Below are 19707 nucleotides of genomic sequence, written 5' to 3' on the forward strand. Positions count from 1 at the left end.
TCGATGCCAATGGCGGCCAAATTCCGCATCACGACCGCACCCGTTCCGCACTGTGAAATCGACCTCACGAGCACCCTGCTCCCGGTATGGCCGTCCGCATTTTCTGCCCTTGCTCCCCCCGCGGCGCTCTGAAAGCATGATGCCAACTACAGCAAGCAAGACCCGCCCATCACGCGGGCAGACCGGGAGGAAATCCCATGCCGATCGTCCAGGCCGACCGTCTCACGCGCATCGGCGCGGCGCTCTTGAAAGCCGCCGGCGCATCGGAGGAGGAGGCGAACGCCGTCGCCTCCGGCTGCGTCAACGCCAACCTCGCCGGCCATGACTCGCACGGCATCATCGCGATCCCGACCTATATCGACCGGATCAAGGCCGGCCACATCGTGCCCGGCGCCGAATGGACCATCGTGCAGGAGACGCCGACCACCACCGTGATCGACGGCCACTGGGGGTTCGGCTTCCACGTCAACGCCAAGGCGATGGAGATGACGATCAACAAGGCGAAGACCGCCAATGTCGCGGCTTGCACCGTGTTCCGGCAGAGCCATGTCGGCCGGCTTGCGCATTATCCGCTGATGGCGATGCGCGAAGGCATGATCGGGATTGCGGCGGCCGATTCCGGCCGCTCGCCGAAACATGTGGCGCCGTTCGGCGGCCGCGAGGCCCGGCTCGGCACCAACCCGATCTCGATCGCGGTGCCCTCCGATCTCGATGCGCCGTTCTATCTTGATATGGCGACCTCGGCGGTGGCCGCCGGCAAGATCCAACTCGCAGTCGCCCGCGGCGAGACGATCCCGAAGGGCTGGATCATCGATGCCGAAGGGCGCGACAGCACCGACCCGAAGGATTACCGCAAGGGCGGCGCGCTGCTGCCGCTCGGTGGCAGCGAGGGGTACAAGGGTTCGGGCCTTGCCGCGATGGTCGAGGTGCTGTGCGGACTGCTCACCGGCCTCGGCTTCGGCGTCGAGCCGACCGGCCGGCACAACGACGGCTGCTTCATGGCGGTGTTCAACGTCGCGGCCTTCCGACCGCTCAAGGACTTCAAGCGCGAGGTCGCCGACTTCGCCCGCTACCTGAAATCGACCCCGCCGTCGGAGGGTAGCCGCGGTGTGTTCTATCCGGGCGAGGTCGAATTCATCCGCGAGCAGCAGCGACGCAAGGACGGCATCGAGATCGAGGACGCCACCTGGGAGAAGCTGAAGGCGCTCGCCAGCGACTACAAGCTCGCCCTCGACCTTCACTGACACCGGCGCAGCGGCGGCCACGGGAGAACAGCATGACACGGCAAATGGCGATGGTCGGCTTTTTGCAGGCCCAGAACTGCACCAACCTGCCGGGCTCATGGCGCCACCCGGACTCGCGCGACGATTCGATGTCGGCGGATTACTACCAGGAGATCGCGCGCATCCTGGAGGCCGGCAAGTTCCACATGGCGTTCTTCGACGATCGTCTGGCGATGCCGGACCGCTACGGCAACGATCACGCCCACACCGTCGAATACGGCATCCGCTGTGTGAAGATGGACCCGATCGTGGTGCTGACCACGATGGGCATGGTGACCTCGAAGCTCGGCCTCGCCTCGACCGCGTCCACCACCTATTTCGAGCCGTTCGATGTCGCTCGCCGTTTTGCGACCCTCGACCTGATGACGGACGGGCGCGCCGCCTGGAATGTGGTGACCTCGGTCAATGACGGTGAAGCGCTCAACATGGGCCGCGAGCAGCATCTCGAGCACGATCACCGCTACGACCGCGCCGATGAATTCATGGAGGTGGTGCTCGGCCACTGGGATGCCTGGGAAGACGGCTCGCTGCTCATCGATAAGACGAGCGGCCGCTTTGCCGATCCGACCAAGGTGAAGCGGCTCGACCACAAGGGCGCGTTCTTCACCTCGCGCGGCCCGTTCACTGTGCCGCGCTCGCCGCAGGGCCATCCTGTCGTCATCCAGGCCGGCGCGTCCGGCCGCGGCCAGCGCTTCGCGGGACGCTGGGGCGAGGTGATCTTCACCGCCGCGCGCAACCTCGCCAATGCCAAGCAGGGCTATGAAGCCATCCGGGGCGAAGCCGCCAAGGCCGGCCGCGATCCCGACCAGATGTTCCTCTGCAATCTGATCACCCCGGTCGCTGGCGCCACCAAGGCCGAGGCCGAGGACAAGATGGCCGTGATCCAGAGGCTGCCGCTCGAGATCGACGCGCTGTCGCTGCTCGCCGAAGGTCTCAACTTCGACTTCGGCGCCAAACCGATCGACGAGCCGCTGACGACGGAGGAATTGCAGGGCATGCAGGGTATGATCGGCATCCGCGACGGCGTGTTGCGCACCTCCGGCAAGACCAATCCCTCGACCCGCGACTTCATCACCTTCTCCGGCCGTGGGCAGGTGCAGGACGCGATCGTCGGCGGCCCGAAGGAGATCGCCGACCGGCTCGAGGAAATGTTCGTCGGCCGCGGCTGCGACGGCTTTGTCGTCGCGGCAAGCTATGTGCCGGGCTCCTACGCCGATTTCGTCAACCATGTCGTGCCCGAGTTGCAGCGCCGCGGCCTGTTCCACAAGGAATACGCCGGCAAGACGCTGCGCGAAAATCTCGGGCTCAAGCGCCCTGCCGCCGGGGCCTGGAAGACCCCCGCGCAGGCCGCAGAATAGAAGGACATCATCATGCGCTGGCTCAAATTCACTGCCGCAGGCAAGACCTCCTGGGGCCTCGTCGAGGGCGTCAGGGTCACGACCGTCAGCGGCGATCCGTTTGGCGAATGGACCAGGACGTCGCAAACGCATGCGCTCGACGATGTCAAAATCGAGCTGCCGCTGATCCCGCGCACCTTCTACTGCGTCGGGCTGAACTACCTGAAGCATCTGAAAGAGGCCGCCGACAAGGCGGGAACAGTGCCAAACATTCCGGACCGTCCCGAGATCGGCTACCGCGCGCAGAACGCGCTGATCGCCCATGACGAGGACGTCGTGATCCCGGCCAGCGCGACCGAGAAGATCCATTACGAGGGCGAACTCGTCGTCGTGATCGGCAAGAAAGCGAAACATCTCACGGAAGCCAATGCGATGGATTGCGTGTTCGGCTACACCATCGGCAACGACGTCTCCGAGCGCACCTGGCAGAAGGCCGATCGCAGCCTGTGGCGGTCCAAGAACGCCGACACCTTCAAGCCGATGGGCCCGTGGATCGAGACCGCCGTCGATCTCGACACCATGGAGACCGCGATCCGTGTCAACGGCAAGGAGACCGGCCGCTTCCACACCAACGACATGATCTTCGGCATCGTGCCGTTCCTCGTCGAGCTGACCAAATATTTCACGCTGTGGCCCGGCGACGTGATCTGGATGGGCACCGACGGCGCCTCGCCGGATCTGAAAGCGGGCGACGTGGTGGAGATCGACATCACCGGCATCGGGACGCTGCGCAACAGGTTTGTGCGGGAGAAGATCTAACGGCCAACACTCCGTTAGACCCGTCATCCTGAGGCGCTCGCGAAGCGAGCCTCGAAGGATGCGCGGCCGGTGCCCGTACATCCTTCGAGGCTCGCAAGAGCTCGCACCTCAGGATGACGGGGTTGGTGTGATTCACCGTCACCTCCGCGGTGTCATCACCCGCGCATGCGCATGCGGGTGATCCAGTATTCCAGAGACAGTCGTGATTGAGCCGATGGGCCGCGGCGTACTGGGTCGCCCGGTCCCAGTGCGCAATTGCGCACAAGGCCGGGCGATGACACCGTGAACGGAGACGCAGCTTCGCATTCTCGCGACATGATTGGCCCGAGCTTTGCATTTCGTTTGCCCTCTCATCTTGAAGAGGGCGCAGGGAAAGCCGGGTGCCGATCGCACCCATGGGCCCGGTGCAACAAAAAGCACCGGGGTAGGACCACAGGTGTAACCGGGAACTCCCGGCTTTCCCTGCGCGATGGTTTTACGGCTTATACGTGCTCTCCCCGGTGAGACTGGGCTTGCTTGTCACCGCCGTCAGCAGGGACGTTAGTCCTCGCTGATGAGACACCTGCCACTAGGGCGTCAGGCCTGCACGACTTCGCCGTCCGCTTCATGCGCACTCGTCTGTTGCGCAATCCGCGTCCACCGCATCCCACCGCGCGTTCGTGACGTGCGCTCGCCCCTCATTCGGGTGGGACGGGCGGATTCATACACTGAGTTGCCCTTCTGATAAATAGAAATGTTTTTAACGCGAGGGCTTGCGCCGTCGGGCAAATCAGGGCTAAGGGGGCACCGCGCTTCGACCCGGCGCATGGCCCTGCATCTGCCTCGGCGATCAACGGACGTGGGGAGAGAAGCGCCCGAGTGCGTTCTTGAACGGCTTGGCGCGATGATAGACGAACGAAATCATCGATCCGGCCAGGGAACGAGACGACGTGAAATTGCGCAGGCAGGTTTCCTCGACGCGGAACAGCGATTTGTACCCGGTATTTCCGAGCCCGAGGTCGAGGCGATGCAGACCGTGATCGAAGCGGAATTTGATCACACGATAGATCAACTGCATGCCGATCGAGTATTTGCCAAATCTCTGCATGTCGGAGCCGATCAGGACGGCGTGAAACTCGTCCTCGCAGGCCGGCCCGAACAGCACGGCGACCGGCTCGCCGTTGAGATAGCTGACGTATGTCATCGCGTCGCCGGAAGCCAATCCTGCGACAGCATAGTCGCAGTAGAATTGTTCATAGACAGGGTTGTCGAGAAAATCTCCGTCAAATCGGCCGTCGCGGGCGGATTTGAGAAATCTGAATGCGTCGCGAACTTCGGCTTCGGATTGCGCGGGCCGGAGTTCGTAGGAGCCAAAGTCGCGTTCAATCTGCCGCCCCAGCCGTCGAAGCTCATTGGAATATTTCTTGCTGATCGTCTGGCGTTGCCAAACCTCGAAATCGGCGCCGGTTTCGCTATGGTAGGCCGCGTTCTCGTTGGCGCTGGCAACCGTTTTCCTGAACAGTCTGCGGGCGTCGAAACCATCGTGGCGGACCTTGCGGAAGATCAGCAGGTCCGCGACGTCGAGCAGCCGGTCGATCCGGTCGATGACGGATGGATCCGCAGCGAGGATTTCCAGCATCGCCGGATCGGCGACGATGGCGTTGTAGTCGGAGACACCGAAATCCGCGGGCATCAGCATCGACAGCCCCCTCGACCGTTGCAGGACCAGGGGAATGACCGCAAGAAGTTCGTGGTCGAGATTGCGGATCGTCAACGTATATTGCCTGGCCGACAGATGCGGCATCAGCTTGCGGTGGACGGCATCGAGCCATGACGGCGACTGGAAGACTGTCGCGCGCCCGAGGTTGTGAAAGGCACAATATTCGGCTGACCGGAAATCAAATTCAGGCTCAATGCCGATCTGCGCGTCGGTCGGAAGCAAATTTCGGTTAGGCGCCAACATTTGAACCGCCCTTCGGATCCGGCCGGCGACGGCTCATGACAGCAGGCTCATGACAGCGCGAGGCGCCCGTTTGGGCTTTCGGGCGCAATGCGGAAATCCCGGTCCTTAACGACGTCTCCCTCGATTTGCCGGCCCATCTTCTTCCAGAGCAACGCCGCCGCGGCCTTTGGGTAGACGTGCAATCCGCGATCGCTCGTCGAGGTGTTCTGCATTCCGAGCGTACGGCGCAATACTCCATTTCCGTAATTCACCGCGTAGGCGTTCCAGGTCGACCGCGTCCAGTGCTCCATGGTTACGGATATGTTCAAGCAATCATGATTCTCGACCTTGTGCGGCGCATAGAGCGGCCACGTCAGCATCTCGCCCGGGTGAAGGTCGTAAGCGGTCGCGAATTCGTCGAACCAGGCTCGATAGGGCATGTCTTCGTTGGTCTCGCGCAGCAGTATCTTCTCGATGTTCTGCGACGGCATGAAAACGTCCGAGCGCGGATAGACGAACACGCGTTTGACGCCGGAAATCTGCCAGAGCGACTGCCCCTGAATATCAGCGTGATAGGGAACCTTTGCATTCGGCGAAGAGACCAACACGCCGATATTCCGCTTGAACGTCTTGAAGCCGCTCATCCGTACCTCGAATTCCGAGAATATCCGGTTGAGCAGATCGTTATACTCGGGCGCCCAATCCATAATTCGCCGTATGTTCATCCACATGCGGCCCTTCTCGATCGCTTCAATCGCCTGAAGCCCCGAGCTGTCGCCGAGTTCGCCGTAGATTCGCTTGGGCGTCTCTCCATCGAAGCTGATCGATTCGAGTCCGAGGTGCGATTTTGGGCAGCGCTCGATCAGCTTGCCGACGCTCTGCCGTGTGAACAGCTCACTCTCGGCCAGACGGTGCCGAAGCTTGATCGCGTGCTGGCCAAACAGACGCTCATGCTGAGCCTGCCAATCGACGATGATGTCGTGGCTCGTATTCATCGAATTCATTCTTGATGCTCCAGCCGGGCCGACCGCCAAATTCCCGGATTTCAAGATGGCTCAGACGAACCTATGTGTTTTTGCGTTCGCGATAAATGCGACTGACTTTGGTAAACGCGGTTGAGGTTAACGCGAGCAAACAGCGGAATGCTCGCGCCGCGAGTTCCGGATCGTTCAAGTTTTATCTAATCCGTTAAGGGCCTGTCGCAACGCGGCCGTCGACGGCCAGGGGCATCATGCCGGACTGTGAAGTTTTGCTACATAGCCGGTCAACATTATCGCGAATAGTCGCTCGCGGAAAGCAGCCTTACATCCGAGTTGCAAATCAGCAGCACCACCACGCGCACTGGCGTTCGCGATATCACGCCGGCCGTCGTGAGCGGAGAAATGGGATCGATGAAAGCAATCCGTCACACCGTTCTGGCACTCACCCTCACCCTGACAGGCGCCACCTCCATGACCGTTCCATCCCTTGCCCAAACACAAGCCACGTCACCCACGACCACCGGAGTGATGGTCATCCTGACTGTCAAGGCGGGCGTCAAACGCGAACAGGTCATGGCCGTCATGCCCGATGAAATCCGGCAGACCGTACAGCTCTATCTCAATGGGAAGGTTCGCGAATGGTATTCGCGGTCCGATGGGCGCGGAGTCGTCTTCCTGCTGGATGCCAGGGATTCCGCGGAGGCACACGAGATCATGGAGGGTCTGCCGTTGGCCAAGCACGATCTCATGGACCACGAGTACATCGCAGTCGGTCCGCTTCTGCCGCTTCGCCTGCTCATCGCCACCCCCTGAGGTCCGCCGACGTCAAACCGAACCGACTGGTTTCGAACCTCACCGGACCGGATGGACAACCACAAGGGAATCCGCACGTGCCACCGAACTTCAATCTTCCATTCGTCCTCAGCGTCATCGGAGCCTTTCTGACGAGTTCGGTGGTGGCCTACACCTATGTCTGGCCGGCAGTCCGAGCCATGCCGCGCTATGACGCCCTGAGACTTCTCGCAGCTTTCCATGCGTTCAGGTTCTTGGGGATGAACTTCATGGTGGCCGGGTTCGTGTCTTCAGAGTTGAGTTCAGATTTCGGCAGCCAGGTCGGATGGGGCGATCTCATCGCTGCTGTTCTTGCGCTTCTTTCAATGGCCGCACTGTCCTGGCGCTGGTCGATCGCGATTCCGATGGTCTGGATCTTCAACATCTGGGGCACGCTGGATCTCCTGAATGCCTATTACATGGGTGTAACGAAAATCCCGGATCCCGGCCTGTTCGGCGCCGGCATTTATGTTCCGGCGCTTTATGTCCCGCTGCTGCTGGTAAGCCACGTTCTTGGCTTTATGATCCTGTCGAGACCCGCATCGGCGGAGAGAGTGCCGTGATACGCATTCTCAAAACGGCAGCGCCACGCCGGTCTTGATTTCCTTCAGGATCACGTTGGTGCGGACATGGCGGATGCCGGGGATGCGGAACATGAAATCGTCCAGAAATCTATTGTAGGCGTCCATGTCGCGCACGACGACGCGCAAATGATAGTCGGCGTCGCCGGTGGTGGCGAAGCATTCCAGCACCTCGCGGCGCTGCATGACGCGCGCGACAAACTCGTCGACGAATTTCGCGTCGTGCCGCTCGAGTGAGACGTGCAGGATCGCAGACGTCGCGAAGCCCGCCTGCTGACGCGCCACCAGCGCCGAATAGCCGGCGATGACGCCGGATTCTTCCAGCGCGCGGACCCGGCGCCAGCACGCCGACGTCGACATGCCGACCGTCTCGGCGAGCTGCTGGTTGGTGGCCCGGCCATCCTTTTGCAGCTCCGCGAGGATTTTCTCGTCCTGCTCTTCAAGCATCGGCAAGCCTCGTTTTGGTTTAATCTACCGATAATGTTATCTACATGCAATATTCTACCGAACAGGCCATCGATAGAGAAAACATGGGTATGACCTACCAGATGTCCGGGCGTAGCCTCGTCTGATCAGACATTGCAACTCGAGAAATCAGTCATGGGCCAGATGCCGCAGCTCGACGCCTACCAGCTCTCCGATCGCTACACGCGCGAACGCGGCCGCGTCTTCCTCACAGGCACGCAGGCAATCGTCCGCATCGTGCTCGACCAGGCCCGACGCGATCACGCCGCCGGGCTCAACACCGCCGGCTTCATCTCCGGCTATCGCGGTTCGCCGCTCGGCGGCGTCGATCTCGAGCTGTGGAAGATCGGCGAGCGGCTCAAGGAGAGCCACATCGAATTCCTGCCCGCCGTCAATGAGGACCTCGCTGCCACCGCCGTGCTCGGCTCGCAGCAGGTCGAGACCCAACAAGACCGCGAGGTCGATGGCGTGTTCGGTCTCTGGTACGGCAAGGGGCCGGGCATCGACCGCTCCGGCGACGCATTGAAGCACGGCAATGCCTACGGGTCGTCGCCGCATGGCGGCGTGCTGGTGGTGGCCGGCGACGATCATGGCTGCGTGTCGTCGTCGATGCCGCATCAGTCCGACGTCGCCTTCATGAGCTGGTTCATGCCGACGCTGCATCCGGCCGATGTCAGCGAATATCTCGCCTTCGGTGAGTATGCCTACGCGCTCAGTCGTTTTTCCGGCATGTGGGTCGGCTTCAAGGCGATCTCGGAGATCGTCGAATCCGGGGCCTCGGTCGAACTGCCGGCGCCGCGCATCTTTGTGCCACCGGATTTTTCGCCGCCGCCGGGCGGACTGCACTATCGCTGGCCGGACTTGCCGGGGCCGCAGATCGAGGAGCGGCTGGAGGCGAAGAAACACGCGGTCTACGCCTTTGCGAAGGCCAATCCGATCGACCGCCGCATCTACGACGTGAAGGACGCGACCTACGGCATCGTCACGACCGGCAAGGCGCATCTCGACCTGATGGAAGCGCTGCGGCTGGTCGGGCTCGATGAAGCCGCCTGCCGCCGCTTCGGCATCGACATCTACAAGGTCGGCATGGTGTGGCCGCTGGCGCTGCACGACGCGATGGGGTTCGTGAAGGGCAAGCGCGAGATCCTGGTGGTCGAGGAGAAGCGCGGCATCATCGAGAGCCAGTTCAAGGAGTATTTCTACGACTATCCCGGATCAAAGCCGGAGCGGATGGTCGGCAAGCATGACGAGCGAGGGGCGCGACTGATCTCCTGGACCGGCGAATTGTCGCCGCGCATGCTGGCCGACGTGCTGGCGCGGCGGCTCGATCCGATGTTTCCCGAATTGCAGCTCGCCCGCCGCGTCGCGGCGCTCATGCCCGAGCAGGACCGCACGATCGCAGTCCCGGGCGCGACACGGACGCCCTATTTCTGCTCGGGCTGCCCGCACAACACCTCGACCAAGGTGCCCGAAGGCTCCAAGGCACTGGCCGGGATCGGCTGTCATTTCATGGCGAGCTGGATGGACCGCGAGACCTCGTCGCTGATCCAGATGGGCGGCGAAGGCGTCAACTGGGCGGCCTCGTCGAGATTCACCGGCCATCGGCACATCTTCCAGAATCTCGGCGAGGGCACCTATTATCACTCCGGCTCGATGGCGATCCGGCAGGCGATCGCGGCTGGCGCCAACATCACCTACAAGATCCTGTTCAACGATGCGGTGGCGATGACCGGCGGGCAGCCGGTCGATGGCCCGGTCAGCGTGCACGCGATCGCGCATAGCGTCCGTGCCGAAGGTGTGGCACGGATCGCGCTGGTCTCGGACGAGCCGTCGCATTTCTCGCCCGCCGATTTTCCCGCTGGCGTCACCATCCATCCGCGCGAGCAGATGGACGCCGTGCAGCGCGAGCTGCGCGAGATCAAGGGCGTCACCGTCCTGATTTATCAGCAGACCTGCGCCACCGAGAAGCGAAGGCGGCGGAAGCGCGGCACGCTTCCCGATCCGGCGCGTTTTGCCATGATTAACGATCTGGTCTGCGAAGGCTGTGGCGATTGTTCGGTCGAGTCGAACTGCCTCAGCGTCGAACCCAAGGAGACGCCGCTCGGCCGCAAGCGCAAGATCAATCTCTCGACCTGCAACAAGGACTTTTCCTGCCTCAACGGCTTCTGCCCGAGTTTTGTCACCATCGAAGGCGGCAAGCGGCGGGCAAAGACGGCCAGCGGCATCGACCCGATGGCACGTGCCGCGACACTACCGATGCCGGAGTTTTCCGCGCTGGAGCGGCCCTACGATCTGCTCGTCACCGGCGTCGGCGGCACCGGCGTGATCACGGTCGGCGCGCTGGTCGCAATGGCCGCGCATCTCGAAGGGCGCGGCGTCTCGGTGCTCGACTTCACCGGCTTCGCGCAGAAATTCGGTCCGGTGCTGAGCTTCCTGCGGCTCGCGGCTGCGCCCGAGGCGCTGCATCAGGTGCGGATCGACCAGGGTGCGGCCGATGCGCTGATCGGCTGCGACCTCGTGGTGAGTTCGTCGGCGAAGGCGTCCGGTACCTATCGCATGGGCATGCGCGCAGCGATCAATCTCGCTGACATGCCGACTGGCGACGTGGTTCGCTTCCGCGACGCCGACCTCGCCTCCCCGGTCCGTCTGCGTGCGATCGAGCGGGTGATCGGATCAGGCAATCTCGCGGCGATCGACGCCAACGCGCTGGCCGAGCGGCTAACCGGTGACAGCGTTTATGCCAACATCATGATGCTCGGCTTCGCCTGGCAGCAGGGGCTGGTGCCGGTGTCGCTCGACGCCCTGTCGCGCGCGATCGAGTTGAACGGCGTCACCGTCGAGCGCAACAAGCAGGCGCTGGCCTGGGGACGGATCGCGTTTGCCGATCCGGATTTCCTGCCCAAAGCAGCGGACGCTGCGGCCAATACGCCCGAGACACTCGACCAAATGATCGCGCGGCGCGCCGAATTCCTGAAGGCCTATCAGGACGAAGCTTATGCCGCGCGCTATCAGGCGACGGTCGATCGCGTCCGCCGCGCAGAGGCGGCGCTCGGCAGCACGGGGACTGCGCCCCCTCTCCCGCTTGCGGGGGAGGGTTGGGGTGGGGGTCTCTCCGCGAGTCGTATAGCGGAGAGAGCCCCCACCCGTATCGCATCTATCGATGCGATACGGCCTCCCCCGCAAGCGGGAGAGGCGGACCGCACCCGCGGCGAAATCGCATCAGTCAATCAAGACCTCCCCCTCACCGACGCCGTCGCACGCGCGCTGTTCAAGCTGATGGCCTACAAGGATGAGTATGAGGTGGCGCGGCTGCATATGCAGACCGGCTTCCTCGACGAGCTCAAACGCGAATTCGATGGCGACTATCGCGTGCAATATCATCTCGCGCCGCCGTTCCTCCCCTTCGGGCACGATGCGCGGGGACGTCCGCGGAAGCGCGCCTTCGGCCAGTGGATCCAGACGCCCCTTCGGCTGCTGGCACGGCTCAAGGGACTGCGCGGCACGCCGTTCGATGTGTTCGGCTACAGCGCCGAACGACGCTCCGAGCGCGAGTTGGTCACCTGGTACGAAGCTGTTATCGACATGATGCTTGGCAAGCTCGATGCGACACGCCTGCCCGATCTCGTCGCGATCGCAAAAGCGCCGATGGAGATCCGGGGCTACGGCCCGGTAAAGGACACTGCCATCGACAAGACCAAGGCGGAGGTCGCGCGGCTCACCGCGCGATCAGCCTTAGGCCCGAATGACGGCTCAGGAGCCGACCGCCGCGCCGCGCTTGGCGGGTGACATCCAGCCGACCACGACCGTTGCAAGCACGGCGACCACGATGTTGAGCACGAGTGCGCCGAGGCCGACATAGAAGGTGTAGCTGCTGTCGCCGAGCGAGATGGTGGCGAGCGGCTTCAACCCGTTGCTCCACGCCGTCCATGTTCCCCAGCCGATGCCGACGGCCCAGCCAAGCAAGAGCCCCTCGGCGCGGAACCAGACGGTGAACAAACCGAACACCAGCGCCGGCAGCGTTTGCACGATCCAGAGGCCGCCGAGCAATTGCAGGTCGAGCGCATATTGCGTCGGCAGGAACAGGATGAAGGCCAGCGCGCCGACCTTCACCACCAGCGAGGTGATCTTGGCCACCGACGCCTCGCCGGCGTTGCTGATGTCCGGGTTGACGTAGGACTTCCAGACATTGCGGGTAAACAGGTTGGCGGCGCCGATGCTCATCACCGCCGCCGGCACCAGCGCGCCGATTGCGATCGCCGAGAAGGCGAAGCCCGCGAACCAGGACGGAAACAGCACCTTGAACAAGGTCGGCACCACGTCGTTCGGCGACGTCACCTTGATGTTGGCGGCATAGGCCATGTAGCCGAGCAGTGCGATCAGGCCGAGCAGCAGTGTATAGGCCGGCAGCAGGATCGCGTTCTTGCGGATGGTATCCGCGGACTTCGAGGCGAAGATGCCGGTCAGCGTGTGCGGATACATGAAGGCGGCCAGCGCCGAGCCAAGCGCCAGCGTCGCATAGGGCAGATACTGCGCAGGCTTCAAGGTCAGCCCGGTGGCGCCGCCCTTGGCGGCGAAGGCATCGCCGGCGGCGGCGAACACCGCAGCGTAGCCGCCGAGCTTCACCGGCACCACGACCACGGCCGTCAGCACCACGATGTAGATCATGATGTCCTTGACGAAGGCGATCAGCGCCGGTGCACGCAGACCCGAACTGTAGGTGTAGAGCGCGAGGATCACGAAGGCGGCGACGATCGGCAGCTCGCCGGTCAGCCCCATCGCCTTGATCACGACCTCCATGCCGATCAGCTGCAACGCGATATAGGGCATGGTCGCGACGATGCCGGTCAGCGCCACCGCGAGCTCGAGGCTGCGCGAGCCGTAGGCGGCATGGACGACGTCGGCGGCGGTGACGTGGCCACCGGCATGGGCCTTCTTCCACAACACCGGCATCACCGCGAACACAAAGGGATAGACGATGATGGTGTAGGGCAGTGCAAAGAAGCCGTAGGCACCGACGGCATAGACCAGCGCCGGCACCGCGATCACGGTATAGGCGGTGTAGAAATCGCCGCCAACCAGGAACCAGGTGATCCAGGTGCCGAACTGGCGGCCGCCGAGACCCCATTCATCGAGATGCTCGTTGACCGGGCCGGATTTCCAGCGCGCGGCGAAGAAGCCCATCACGGTGACGAGCGCGAAGAAGAAGATGAAGACGGCGAGCGCCGTCCACTCGATCTGACCGGTCATGGCTGTCCCCTCACCGCGTCTCGTCGGGCGTTTGGCTGCGATAGACCAGCCAAATCAGCAGCGAGGAGATCGGCACCCAGGCAAGCTGATACCAGTAGAAGAATGGGAAACCGAACAGCGACGGCTCGGCGAAATTATAGAACGGCACCCACAGCAAGCCGACAAACGGCAGCAGCAACAGAACCCACATGGCGCACTCCCACCCCAAACCGGCTTGATTCGCCGGCACTCTCTGCAAACGATTTAGGAACCGGTTCGTCGTGCATGCAACCGGAATTGCGGTTGCTGCGACGCGATACCAGCAGACGTGATCGTCAACCTCATCCCGCGCTCTACTCCGCCTTGATCCCGGCGTCCAGAATCACCTTGCGCTTGCGCGATAGCATTCCCGTCGGAGAATGTGCTCTATGTCGCCGAACTGCTGAACTGGCGGGTGCAGAAGCTGCTGCTGAAGCCGTAAGGTCTGCGAAGGCGCTTGCTCTCTAACCGTCACCCTGAGGTGGCCGCCTCTTCAGCGGCCCTCGAAGGGCGACGGCCCGACTGAGGCCGAGCATCCTTCGAGGCTCGCTGCGCGAGCACCTCAGGATGACGGGACGAACGGATATCGTAGGACGACGGGTCTTCACGAATACGGATTGATCAGCTTCTGCTGTTCGGTGGCGTGGTGCACCAGGAGGTCGATGAAGGTCCGCACCTTTGCCGAGAGATGATGGCGATGCGGATAGACCGCGTTCATGGTGAGCTCGACCGGGCGGTATTCGGGCAGCAGGCGCACCAACTTGCCAGACTCGAGCTCGTCGCGGACCAGGAATCCCGCCGCCAGATAGACGCCGACGCCCGCCATCGCGGCGAGCTTCAGCGTTTCACCGCTGTTGGAGATCAGATTGCCGGAGACGCGCACCGATGCCGGGGCGCCCTTGCGGTCGACGAAGCGCCATTCGTCGAAGGGATAGTTGACGTGGCGAACGCAGTTGCGCGTCGCGAGGTCCGCGAGTTGCTCCGGCTTGCCTTGCGCCTCGATATATTCATGCGAGCAGCACAGCACGTGCCGCCAGGTGGCGATACGGCGTGCGATCAGAATTGAATCGCGCGGCTGGATCATCTGCACCGCGAGGTCGAAGTTCTCGTCAAGCAGGTCGGCCTGACGTTCGCCGATCATCAGGTCGACCTTGACCTCGGGATAGGTGGCCAGGAACTCGGCGACCGCGGATGAAAGGAACTGTACGATATGGGTGTTGGTGAAGATGCGCAGCGTGCCGCGCGGCACCGACTGCAGCGCGCCCGCGACGTCGTCAGCCTGCTCGATATCGGACAGTATCTGGATGCAGCGGTCGTAATAGGCCTGGCCGACCTCGGTGAGACTGACCTTGCGCGTGGTGCGGTTGAGCAGCCGCACGCCGAGCCGGTCTTCCAGCGACTGAACGTGGTTGCTCACCATCGTGGTGGACATGTTGAGCTTGCGGCCGGCGGCGGAGAAGCCCCCGGCGTCCACGACACGGACGAAGGCGGTCAGACTGGTCAGGCGATCCATATCGCAAGCTCTAGATTGTTCGCTCTGGCTTGATAATGCTTCCTGTTTTATCGGGATTATCACAGCGCGACGGACATTGCATCTTGCCCGCGACACCGGCGCCCTCCCGACGCAGGGCGCCCCAGCTCGTTTCCGAGGATGCCATGTCGACCACCACCTATGTCTCTGATGATGCTCCTAAAATAGGCCTGCGGTCGTCCCGGAAGACGATCAAGCGGGCGGCCCTTGCGCTGGCCGCCGTTCTCGGCGTCGCCGCCGCGGCGGATTTTGGTTACGGCTACCTCACCACCGGCCGTTACCTCGAGAGCACCGACGACGCGTATGTGAAGGCGGACTCCACGATCATCGCGCCGAAAGTATCCGGCTACATCGCGAAGGTGCTGGTCGGCGACAACCAGCCGGTGAAGGCCGGGCAGCTGCTGGCGCAAATCGACGATCGCGACTTCCGCGCCGCGCTCGGCCAGGCCAAGGCCGACGTTGATGCCGCCGAAGCGTCGGTGCACAACCTCGACGCCCAGATCTCCCTGCAGCACCCGCTCATCGACCAGGAGACGGCCGATGTTGCCGCCGCCGACGCCAATTTGAAATTCGCCCAGGAAGAACAGGCCCGCTACGACGGCCTGATGAAGACCGGCTCCGGCACGGTGCAGCGCGCGCAGCAGACCGACGCGGCGCTACGCTCGAACAGCGCGCAACTGCAGCACGCGAAGTCCGGTCTGCTCGCAGCCCAGCGCAAGGTCGATGTGCTGACCACCCAGCGCGCCCAGGCGGTTGCGCAGCTCGCTCATGCGCGCGCCGTCGAGCAGCAGGCCGAACTGAACCTGTCCTACACCGAGATCACCGCGCCGGTGGACGGCACGGTCGGCGCCCGCACGCTCCGCGTCGGCCAATATGTCCAGGCCGGCACGCTGCTGATGGCGGTGGTTCCACTGGATGCGATCTATGTGATCGCCAACTTCAAGGAGACCCAGCTCACCCATGTGCGCAACGGGCAGCCGGTCGAACTCACGGTCGATGGTTTCAACAGCACCAGGCTGAAGGGCCATGTCGACAGCCTGTCGCCGGCGAGCGGGTTGGAGTTCGCGCTGCTGCCGCCCGATAACGCCACCGGCAACTTCACCAAGATCGTGCAGCGCGTGCCGGTGAAGATCGTGCTCGACGACAACAGCCTCATCGGCCTGCTGCGTCCGGGCATGTCGGCCGAGCCTGTCGTCAACACCAAGGCAACGGTGATTGCCGAGCGCGAAGCAAGGAGCCACCTCGCATCAGCCGCGAACCGCGGTGACGGCGACTAGAGCCAAACGATTCTTTCGTAAGGTGGGCACGCTTCACAGACTCCCTCCTCCGCAAGGGGGGAGGGAGCCTGAGAGGCGTGCTCACCTGACGACGGCTAACAACAGAACCCATTGCGCAACACGATTATCAATCGCGGCCGGACAATCCTTCCGGTCTTTCTCTGATTATCGAAATCGACCGCCTAATGCATGCTCCACGGCGTCAAAGTTTACGGAAGCCCCGATGACCGCGCTCCAGCCCACCGCCAATGCAGATGATTTCGATGCGCCTCCGGCGGCGACGCCTGCGCCGGCGGCGATTTCCTTGAAGACCTGGGTCGCGGTGATCGGCGCCAACCTCGGTGCCTTCATGGCGGTGCTCAACATCCAGATCGTCAACGCCTCGCTTGCCGACGTGCAGGGGGCGATCGGTGCCGGCATCGACGACGGCGGCTGGATCTCGACCTCCTATCTGATCGCCGAGATCATCGTGATCCCTCTGAGCGGCTGGCTCGCGCAGGTGTTCTCGGTGCGCAAATATCTCCTCGTCAATGCGTTCCTGTTCCTGGTGTTCTCGGCGACGTGCGCGCTGGCGCAGGACCTGCCGCAGATGATCGTGCTGCGCGCCGTGCAGGGCTTTTGCGGCGGCGTGTTGATCCCGATGGCCTTCACGCTAATCATCACGCTGCTGCCGAGAGCGAAGCAGCCGATCGGGCTCGCGGTGTTTGCGATATCGGCAACGTTCGCGCCCGCGATTGGCCCGACCATCGGCGGCTATCTGACCGAGAACTGGGGCTGGCAGTACATCTTCTATGTCAATCTGGTGCCCGGCGCGATCATGATCGGCATGCTGTATTTCTCGCTCGAGCCCGGCCCGATGAAGCTGTCGCTGCTCCCGAAGGGCGACTGGCTCGGCATCATCACCATGGCGATCGGGCTGGCCGCGCTGCAGACCGTGCTGGAAGAAGGCAACAAGGACGACTGGTTCGGCTCGCCCTTCATCGTCCGCCTGTCGGTGATCGCAGCCGTTGCGCTGACCGCCTTCCTGGTGATCGAGCTCAGCGTCGAGAAGCCGCTGCTCAATTTACGCCTGATGCTCCGCCGCAATTTCGGCTTTGGCATGCTGGCCAACTTCCTGCTCGGCGTCGCGCTGTATGGCTCGGTGTTCATCCTGCCGCAGTATCTGTCGCGCATCCAGGGCTACAATGCCGAGCAGATCGGCATGGTGCTGGCATGGACCGGGCTGCCGCAGCTGTTGCTGATCCCGCTGGTGCCGCGGCTGATGCAGCGCATCGACGCCCGCATCCTGATCGGCGTCGGCTTTGCGGTGTTCGCCGGCTCCAACTTCATGAATATCTTCATGACCAACGACTACGCCACCGATCAGCTGTTCTGGCCCAACGTGGTCCGCGCCGCCGGCCAGGCGCTGGTGATGGCTCCGCTGTCCGCGGTCGCGACCGCAGGCATCGAGGCGGAGAATGCGGGCTCGGCGTCCGGGCTGTTCAACATGATGCGCAACCTCGGCGGCGCGGTCGGCATCGCGGTTCTGCAAACGGTATTGACCAAGCGCGAGCAGTATCACTCCAACGTGCTGAGCGAGTCGGTCTCCCTGCTGGAGCCCGCCACCCGGGCGCGGATCGACCAGATGACCCAGTATTTCATGAAGCGCGGCATCGTCGGCCAGGCCGAGGCGGCCCATAGCGCCATCGTTGCGATCGGCAGGATCGTACAGAAGCAGGCCTTCATCCTCGCCTTCAGCGACACTTTCTACCTGCTCGGCGTCACGCTGATCGTGGCGCTGATCGCGGGCCTGTTCCTGAAGAAGCCCGGCCATCTCGCAGGCGGCGGCGCGCACTGATTGACATTGAACCAAGGAAGGAGAAATGACATGAAACCTCGCATGAACTATTACCAGGCCGCGCCTGAGCTCATTAAAGCGCTTGCCGCGGTCGACGCCCAGATCAGGGCGAGCGGGCTCGAGCAATCGCTCATCGAACTGGTCAAGACCCGCGCCTCGCAGATCAACGGCTGCGCCTACTGCATCGCCGTCCATACCGAGGACGCCCGCAAGCATGGCGAGACCGAGCAGCGGCTCTATCTGCTCAACGCCTGGCGCGAGTCGCCGCTCTACAGCGACCGCGAGCGCGCCGCGCTGGCCTGGACCGAAGCCCTGACGCTGGTTTCCGAGACGCACGCGCCCGATGCCGACTATCAGGCCGTGTGCGCGCAGTTCTCGGACAGCGAGACGGTCAACCTGGCCATGCTGATCGGAACGATCAACGCCTGGAACCGGATCGCGATCGGCTTCCGCGCGGTGCATCCGGTGAAGGTGAACGTGGCGGCGTGAGCAGCGGCAAGCGTCAGAGATTTGGCCGCGCGCACAATCTATCACCGTCACCCTGAGGAGGCCGCGAAGCGGCCGTCTCGAAGGGCGACGGCCCGACTTGGGCCGTGCATCCTTCGAGGCTCGCCCAGCGGCGCAAGTGCGCCGCAAGGCTCGCACCTCAGGACGACGGGTTTAGCTGTCGCGCTAGACTTCTTTAAACCGCCGTCGCCTTGGCGAACTCGACATAGATCTCGCGCAGGCGGTCGGTCATCGGGCCGACCTTGCCGTTGCCGACCTTGTTGCCGTCGATCGCGACCACGCCCTGGACGAACACCGAGGCGCTGGTGATGAAGGCTTCCTTGGCGGCGAGCGCTTCCTCCACCGTGAAGGCGCGCTCCTCGATGCGGAGCTGGCGCTCTTCGGCAAGCTTCATCACCGCCTTGCGGGTGCAGCCCGGCAGGATCTCGTTGCCATTGTGCCGCGTCACGATGACGTCGTCCTGGGTGACGATGAAACTGGACGACGAGCCGCCCTCGGTCACCTTGCCGTCCTCGATCATCCAGGCTTCGCCGGCGCCGGCTTCGGCCGCAGCCTGTTTGGCCAGCACCTGCGCCAGCAGCGCCACGCTCTTGATGTCACGCCGCGTCCAGCGGATATCGGGCACGGTGATGACGTTGATGCCGGTCTTGGCCGAGGGCGCGTTGATGATATCCTTTTCCGAGGTGAACATGACCAGGGTCGGCTTGACGTCCGCCTTCGGGAACGGAAAGTCGCGTCCCGTGTCGGCGCCGCGGGTCACCTCGAGATAGACCATGCCGTTGACGAGGTTGTTGCGCTGGACCAGTTCCTTCTGGACCTCCTCGATCCGCTCGAGCGTCTCCGGCAACGCGAGCTGGATTTCACCGACCGAACGCTTGAGCCGCGCCAGATGCGAGGCATTGTCGATCAGCTTGCCGTCGAGCACCGCGGCCACTTCATAAATGCCGTCGGCGAACAGGAATCCGCGATCGAAAACCGAGACCTTGGCCTCGGAATGCGGCACGAACGAGCCGTTGACGTAAGCGATCTTTTCCAAGCGAATTCTCCTGCGGACGGGACGCGATTTCGTCCCT

At 63.2% G+C, this 19707-nt stretch carries 16 protein-coding genes; 9 read left to right on the forward strand and 7 right to left on the reverse strand.

Going from position 1 to position 19707, the window contains the following annotated elements; genetic code table 11:
* Nucleotides 1-197: 197 nt before the first annotated feature.
* From ACP2YO_RS40970 to ACP2YO_RS40980, 3 genes are read left to right on the forward strand one after another with little or no spacing between them, the layout of a single operon-like run.
* Nucleotides 198-1244: an Ldh family oxidoreductase gene (locus ACP2YO_RS40970; protein ID WP_426436867.1), complete on the forward strand. Its 1047-nt coding sequence runs from the start codon at nt 198-200 to the stop codon at nt 1242-1244.
* A gap of 32 nt (nt 1245-1276) precedes the next feature.
* Complete coding sequence (locus ACP2YO_RS40975; RefSeq protein WP_426436868.1) at nt 1277-2641, forward strand: LLM class flavin-dependent oxidoreductase; 1365 nt, start codon at nt 1277-1279, stop codon at nt 2639-2641.
* A gap of 12 nt (nt 2642-2653) precedes the next feature.
* Nucleotides 2654-3439, forward strand: coding sequence for a fumarylacetoacetate hydrolase family protein (locus ACP2YO_RS40980; protein ID WP_426436869.1), 786 nt, complete (start codon nt 2654-2656; stop codon nt 3437-3439).
* 829 nt (nt 3440-4268) lie between these two features.
* On the opposite strand, the gene ACP2YO_RS40985 is transcribed toward ACP2YO_RS40980, so the two are convergent.
* Entirely contained in the window at nt 4269-5381 is a 1113-nt protein-coding gene (locus ACP2YO_RS40985) for a GNAT family N-acetyltransferase (RefSeq protein WP_426436870.1), read from the reverse strand.
* Between the two features lie 47 nt (nt 5382-5428).
* Nucleotides 5429-6364: a hypothetical protein gene (locus ACP2YO_RS40990; RefSeq protein WP_426436871.1), complete on the reverse strand. Its 936-nt coding sequence runs from the start codon at nt 6362-6364 to the stop codon at nt 5429-5431.
* 378 nt (nt 6365-6742) lie between these two features.
* On the opposite strand from ACP2YO_RS40990, the gene ACP2YO_RS40995 reads away from it, so the two are divergent.
* Together ACP2YO_RS40995 and ACP2YO_RS41000 are read left to right on the forward strand one after the other, a co-directional pair.
* Nucleotides 6743-7153: a hypothetical protein gene (locus ACP2YO_RS40995; RefSeq protein ID WP_426436872.1), complete on the forward strand. Its 411-nt coding sequence runs from the start codon at nt 6743-6745 to the stop codon at nt 7151-7153.
* A 77-nt stretch (nt 7154-7230) separates the two neighbouring features.
* The gene (locus ACP2YO_RS41000; RefSeq protein ID WP_426436873.1) at nt 7231-7734 is read left to right on the forward strand and encodes a hypothetical protein; all 504 of its coding nucleotides are present in this window, start codon (nt 7231-7233) and stop codon (nt 7732-7734) included.
* A gap of 9 nt (nt 7735-7743) precedes the next feature.
* Here the strand turns inward: ACP2YO_RS41000 and ACP2YO_RS41005 are convergent, their stop codons facing one another.
* Nucleotides 7744-8199: an Lrp/AsnC family transcriptional regulator gene (locus ACP2YO_RS41005; protein ID WP_426436874.1), complete on the reverse strand. Its 456-nt coding sequence runs from the start codon at nt 8197-8199 to the stop codon at nt 7744-7746.
* A 153-nt stretch (nt 8200-8352) separates the two neighbouring features.
* Here ACP2YO_RS41005 and ACP2YO_RS41010 point away from each other — a divergent pair, with 153 nt between their 5' ends.
* Nucleotides 8353-12003 carry an indolepyruvate ferredoxin oxidoreductase family protein gene (locus ACP2YO_RS41010; protein ID WP_426436875.1) on the forward strand — a complete coding sequence of 1217 codons (3651 nt, stop codon included), beginning with the start codon at nt 8353-8355 and terminating at the stop codon, nt 12001-12003.
* Here the strand turns inward: ACP2YO_RS41010 and mctP are convergent.
* From mctP to ACP2YO_RS41025, 3 genes are all read right to left on the reverse strand, one after another.
* On the reverse strand, nt 11968-13464 hold the full coding sequence (gene mctP, locus ACP2YO_RS41015) for a monocarboxylate uptake permease MctP (RefSeq protein WP_426436876.1): 1497 nt from the start codon (nt 13462-13464) through the stop codon (nt 11968-11970). The genes ACP2YO_RS41010 and mctP overlap by 36 nt on opposite strands.
* Before the next feature lie 10 nt (nt 13465-13474).
* Nucleotides 13475-13654, reverse strand: coding sequence for a DUF3311 domain-containing protein (locus tag ACP2YO_RS41020; protein ID WP_426436877.1), 180 nt, complete (start codon nt 13652-13654; stop codon nt 13475-13477).
* A 432-nt stretch (nt 13655-14086) separates the two neighbouring features.
* The gene (locus tag ACP2YO_RS41025) at nt 14087-14995 is read right to left on the reverse strand and encodes a LysR family transcriptional regulator (RefSeq protein ID WP_426436878.1); all 909 of its coding nucleotides are present in this window, start codon (nt 14993-14995) and stop codon (nt 14087-14089) included.
* 143 nt (nt 14996-15138) lie between these two features.
* On the opposite strand from ACP2YO_RS41025, the gene ACP2YO_RS41030 reads away from it, so the two are divergent.
* The 3 genes from ACP2YO_RS41030 to ACP2YO_RS41040 all read left to right on the forward strand — a co-directional run bounded on the left by ACP2YO_RS41030 (nt 15139) and on the right by ACP2YO_RS41040 (nt 18616).
* Entirely contained in the window at nt 15139-16290 is a 1152-nt protein-coding gene (locus tag ACP2YO_RS41030; RefSeq protein WP_426436879.1) for an HlyD family secretion protein, read from the forward strand.
* 223 nt (nt 16291-16513) lie between these two features.
* The gene (locus tag ACP2YO_RS41035; RefSeq protein ID WP_426436880.1) at nt 16514-18127 is read left to right on the forward strand and encodes an MDR family MFS transporter; all 1614 of its coding nucleotides are present in this window, start codon (nt 16514-16516) and stop codon (nt 18125-18127) included.
* Nucleotides 18128-18157: 30 nt separating this feature from the next.
* Nucleotides 18158-18616, forward strand: coding sequence for a carboxymuconolactone decarboxylase family protein (locus ACP2YO_RS41040; protein WP_426436881.1), 459 nt, complete (start codon nt 18158-18160; stop codon nt 18614-18616).
* Nucleotides 18617-18809: 193 nt separating this feature from the next.
* Here ACP2YO_RS41040 and ACP2YO_RS41045 read toward each other — a convergent pair whose 3' ends face one another.
* Nucleotides 18810-19670: a D-amino-acid transaminase gene (locus ACP2YO_RS41045; RefSeq protein ID WP_426436882.1), complete on the reverse strand. Its 861-nt coding sequence runs from the start codon at nt 19668-19670 to the stop codon at nt 18810-18812.
* Nucleotides 19671-19707: the final 37 nt, after the last annotated feature.

The sequence above is a fragment of the Bradyrhizobium genosp. P genome, from assembly GCF_049949265.1.
Lineage (GTDB): Bacteria > Pseudomonadota > Alphaproteobacteria > Rhizobiales > Xanthobacteraceae > Bradyrhizobium.

Excerpts from the sequence above, each read along its gene's own strand:
- ACP2YO_RS40985 (WP_426436870.1), bottom strand. The coding sequence starts at position 5,381 with ATGTTGGCGCCTAACCGAAATTTGCTTCCGACCGACGCGCAGATCGGC.
- ACP2YO_RS41035 (WP_426436880.1), top strand. The coding sequence starts at position 16,514 with ATGACCGCGCTCCAGCCCACCGCCAATGCAGATGATTTCGATGCGCCT.
- ACP2YO_RS41030 (WP_426436879.1), top strand. The coding sequence starts at position 15,139 with ATGTCGACCACCACCTATGTCTCTGATGATGCTCCTAAAATAGGCCTG.
- ACP2YO_RS40995 (WP_426436872.1), top strand. The coding sequence starts at position 6,743 with ATGGGATCGATGAAAGCAATCCGTCACACCGTTCTGGCACTCACCCTC.
- ACP2YO_RS40990 (WP_426436871.1), bottom strand. The coding sequence starts at position 6,364 with ATGAATTCGATGAATACGAGCCACGACATCATCGTCGATTGGCAGGCT.
- ACP2YO_RS41005 (WP_426436874.1), bottom strand. The coding sequence starts at position 8,199 with ATGCTTGAAGAGCAGGACGAGAAAATCCTCGCGGAGCTGCAAAAGGAT.
- ACP2YO_RS40980 (WP_426436869.1), top strand. The coding sequence starts at position 2,654 with ATGCGCTGGCTCAAATTCACTGCCGCAGGCAAGACCTCCTGGGGCCTC.
- ACP2YO_RS41020 (WP_426436877.1), bottom strand. The coding sequence starts at position 13,654 with ATGTGGGTTCTGTTGCTGCTGCCGTTTGTCGGCTTGCTGTGGGTGCCG.
- ACP2YO_RS41025 (WP_426436878.1), bottom strand. The coding sequence starts at position 14,995 with ATGGATCGCCTGACCAGTCTGACCGCCTTCGTCCGTGTCGTGGACGCC.
- ACP2YO_RS41010 (WP_426436875.1), top strand. The coding sequence starts at position 8,353 with ATGGGCCAGATGCCGCAGCTCGACGCCTACCAGCTCTCCGATCGCTAC.
- mctP (WP_426436876.1), bottom strand. The coding sequence starts at position 13,464 with ATGACCGGTCAGATCGAGTGGACGGCGCTCGCCGTCTTCATCTTCTTC.
- ACP2YO_RS40970 (WP_426436867.1), top strand. The coding sequence starts at position 198 with ATGCCGATCGTCCAGGCCGACCGTCTCACGCGCATCGGCGCGGCGCTC.
- ACP2YO_RS40975 (WP_426436868.1), top strand. The coding sequence starts at position 1,277 with ATGACACGGCAAATGGCGATGGTCGGCTTTTTGCAGGCCCAGAACTGC.
- ACP2YO_RS41040 (WP_426436881.1), top strand. The coding sequence starts at position 18,158 with ATGAAACCTCGCATGAACTATTACCAGGCCGCGCCTGAGCTCATTAAA.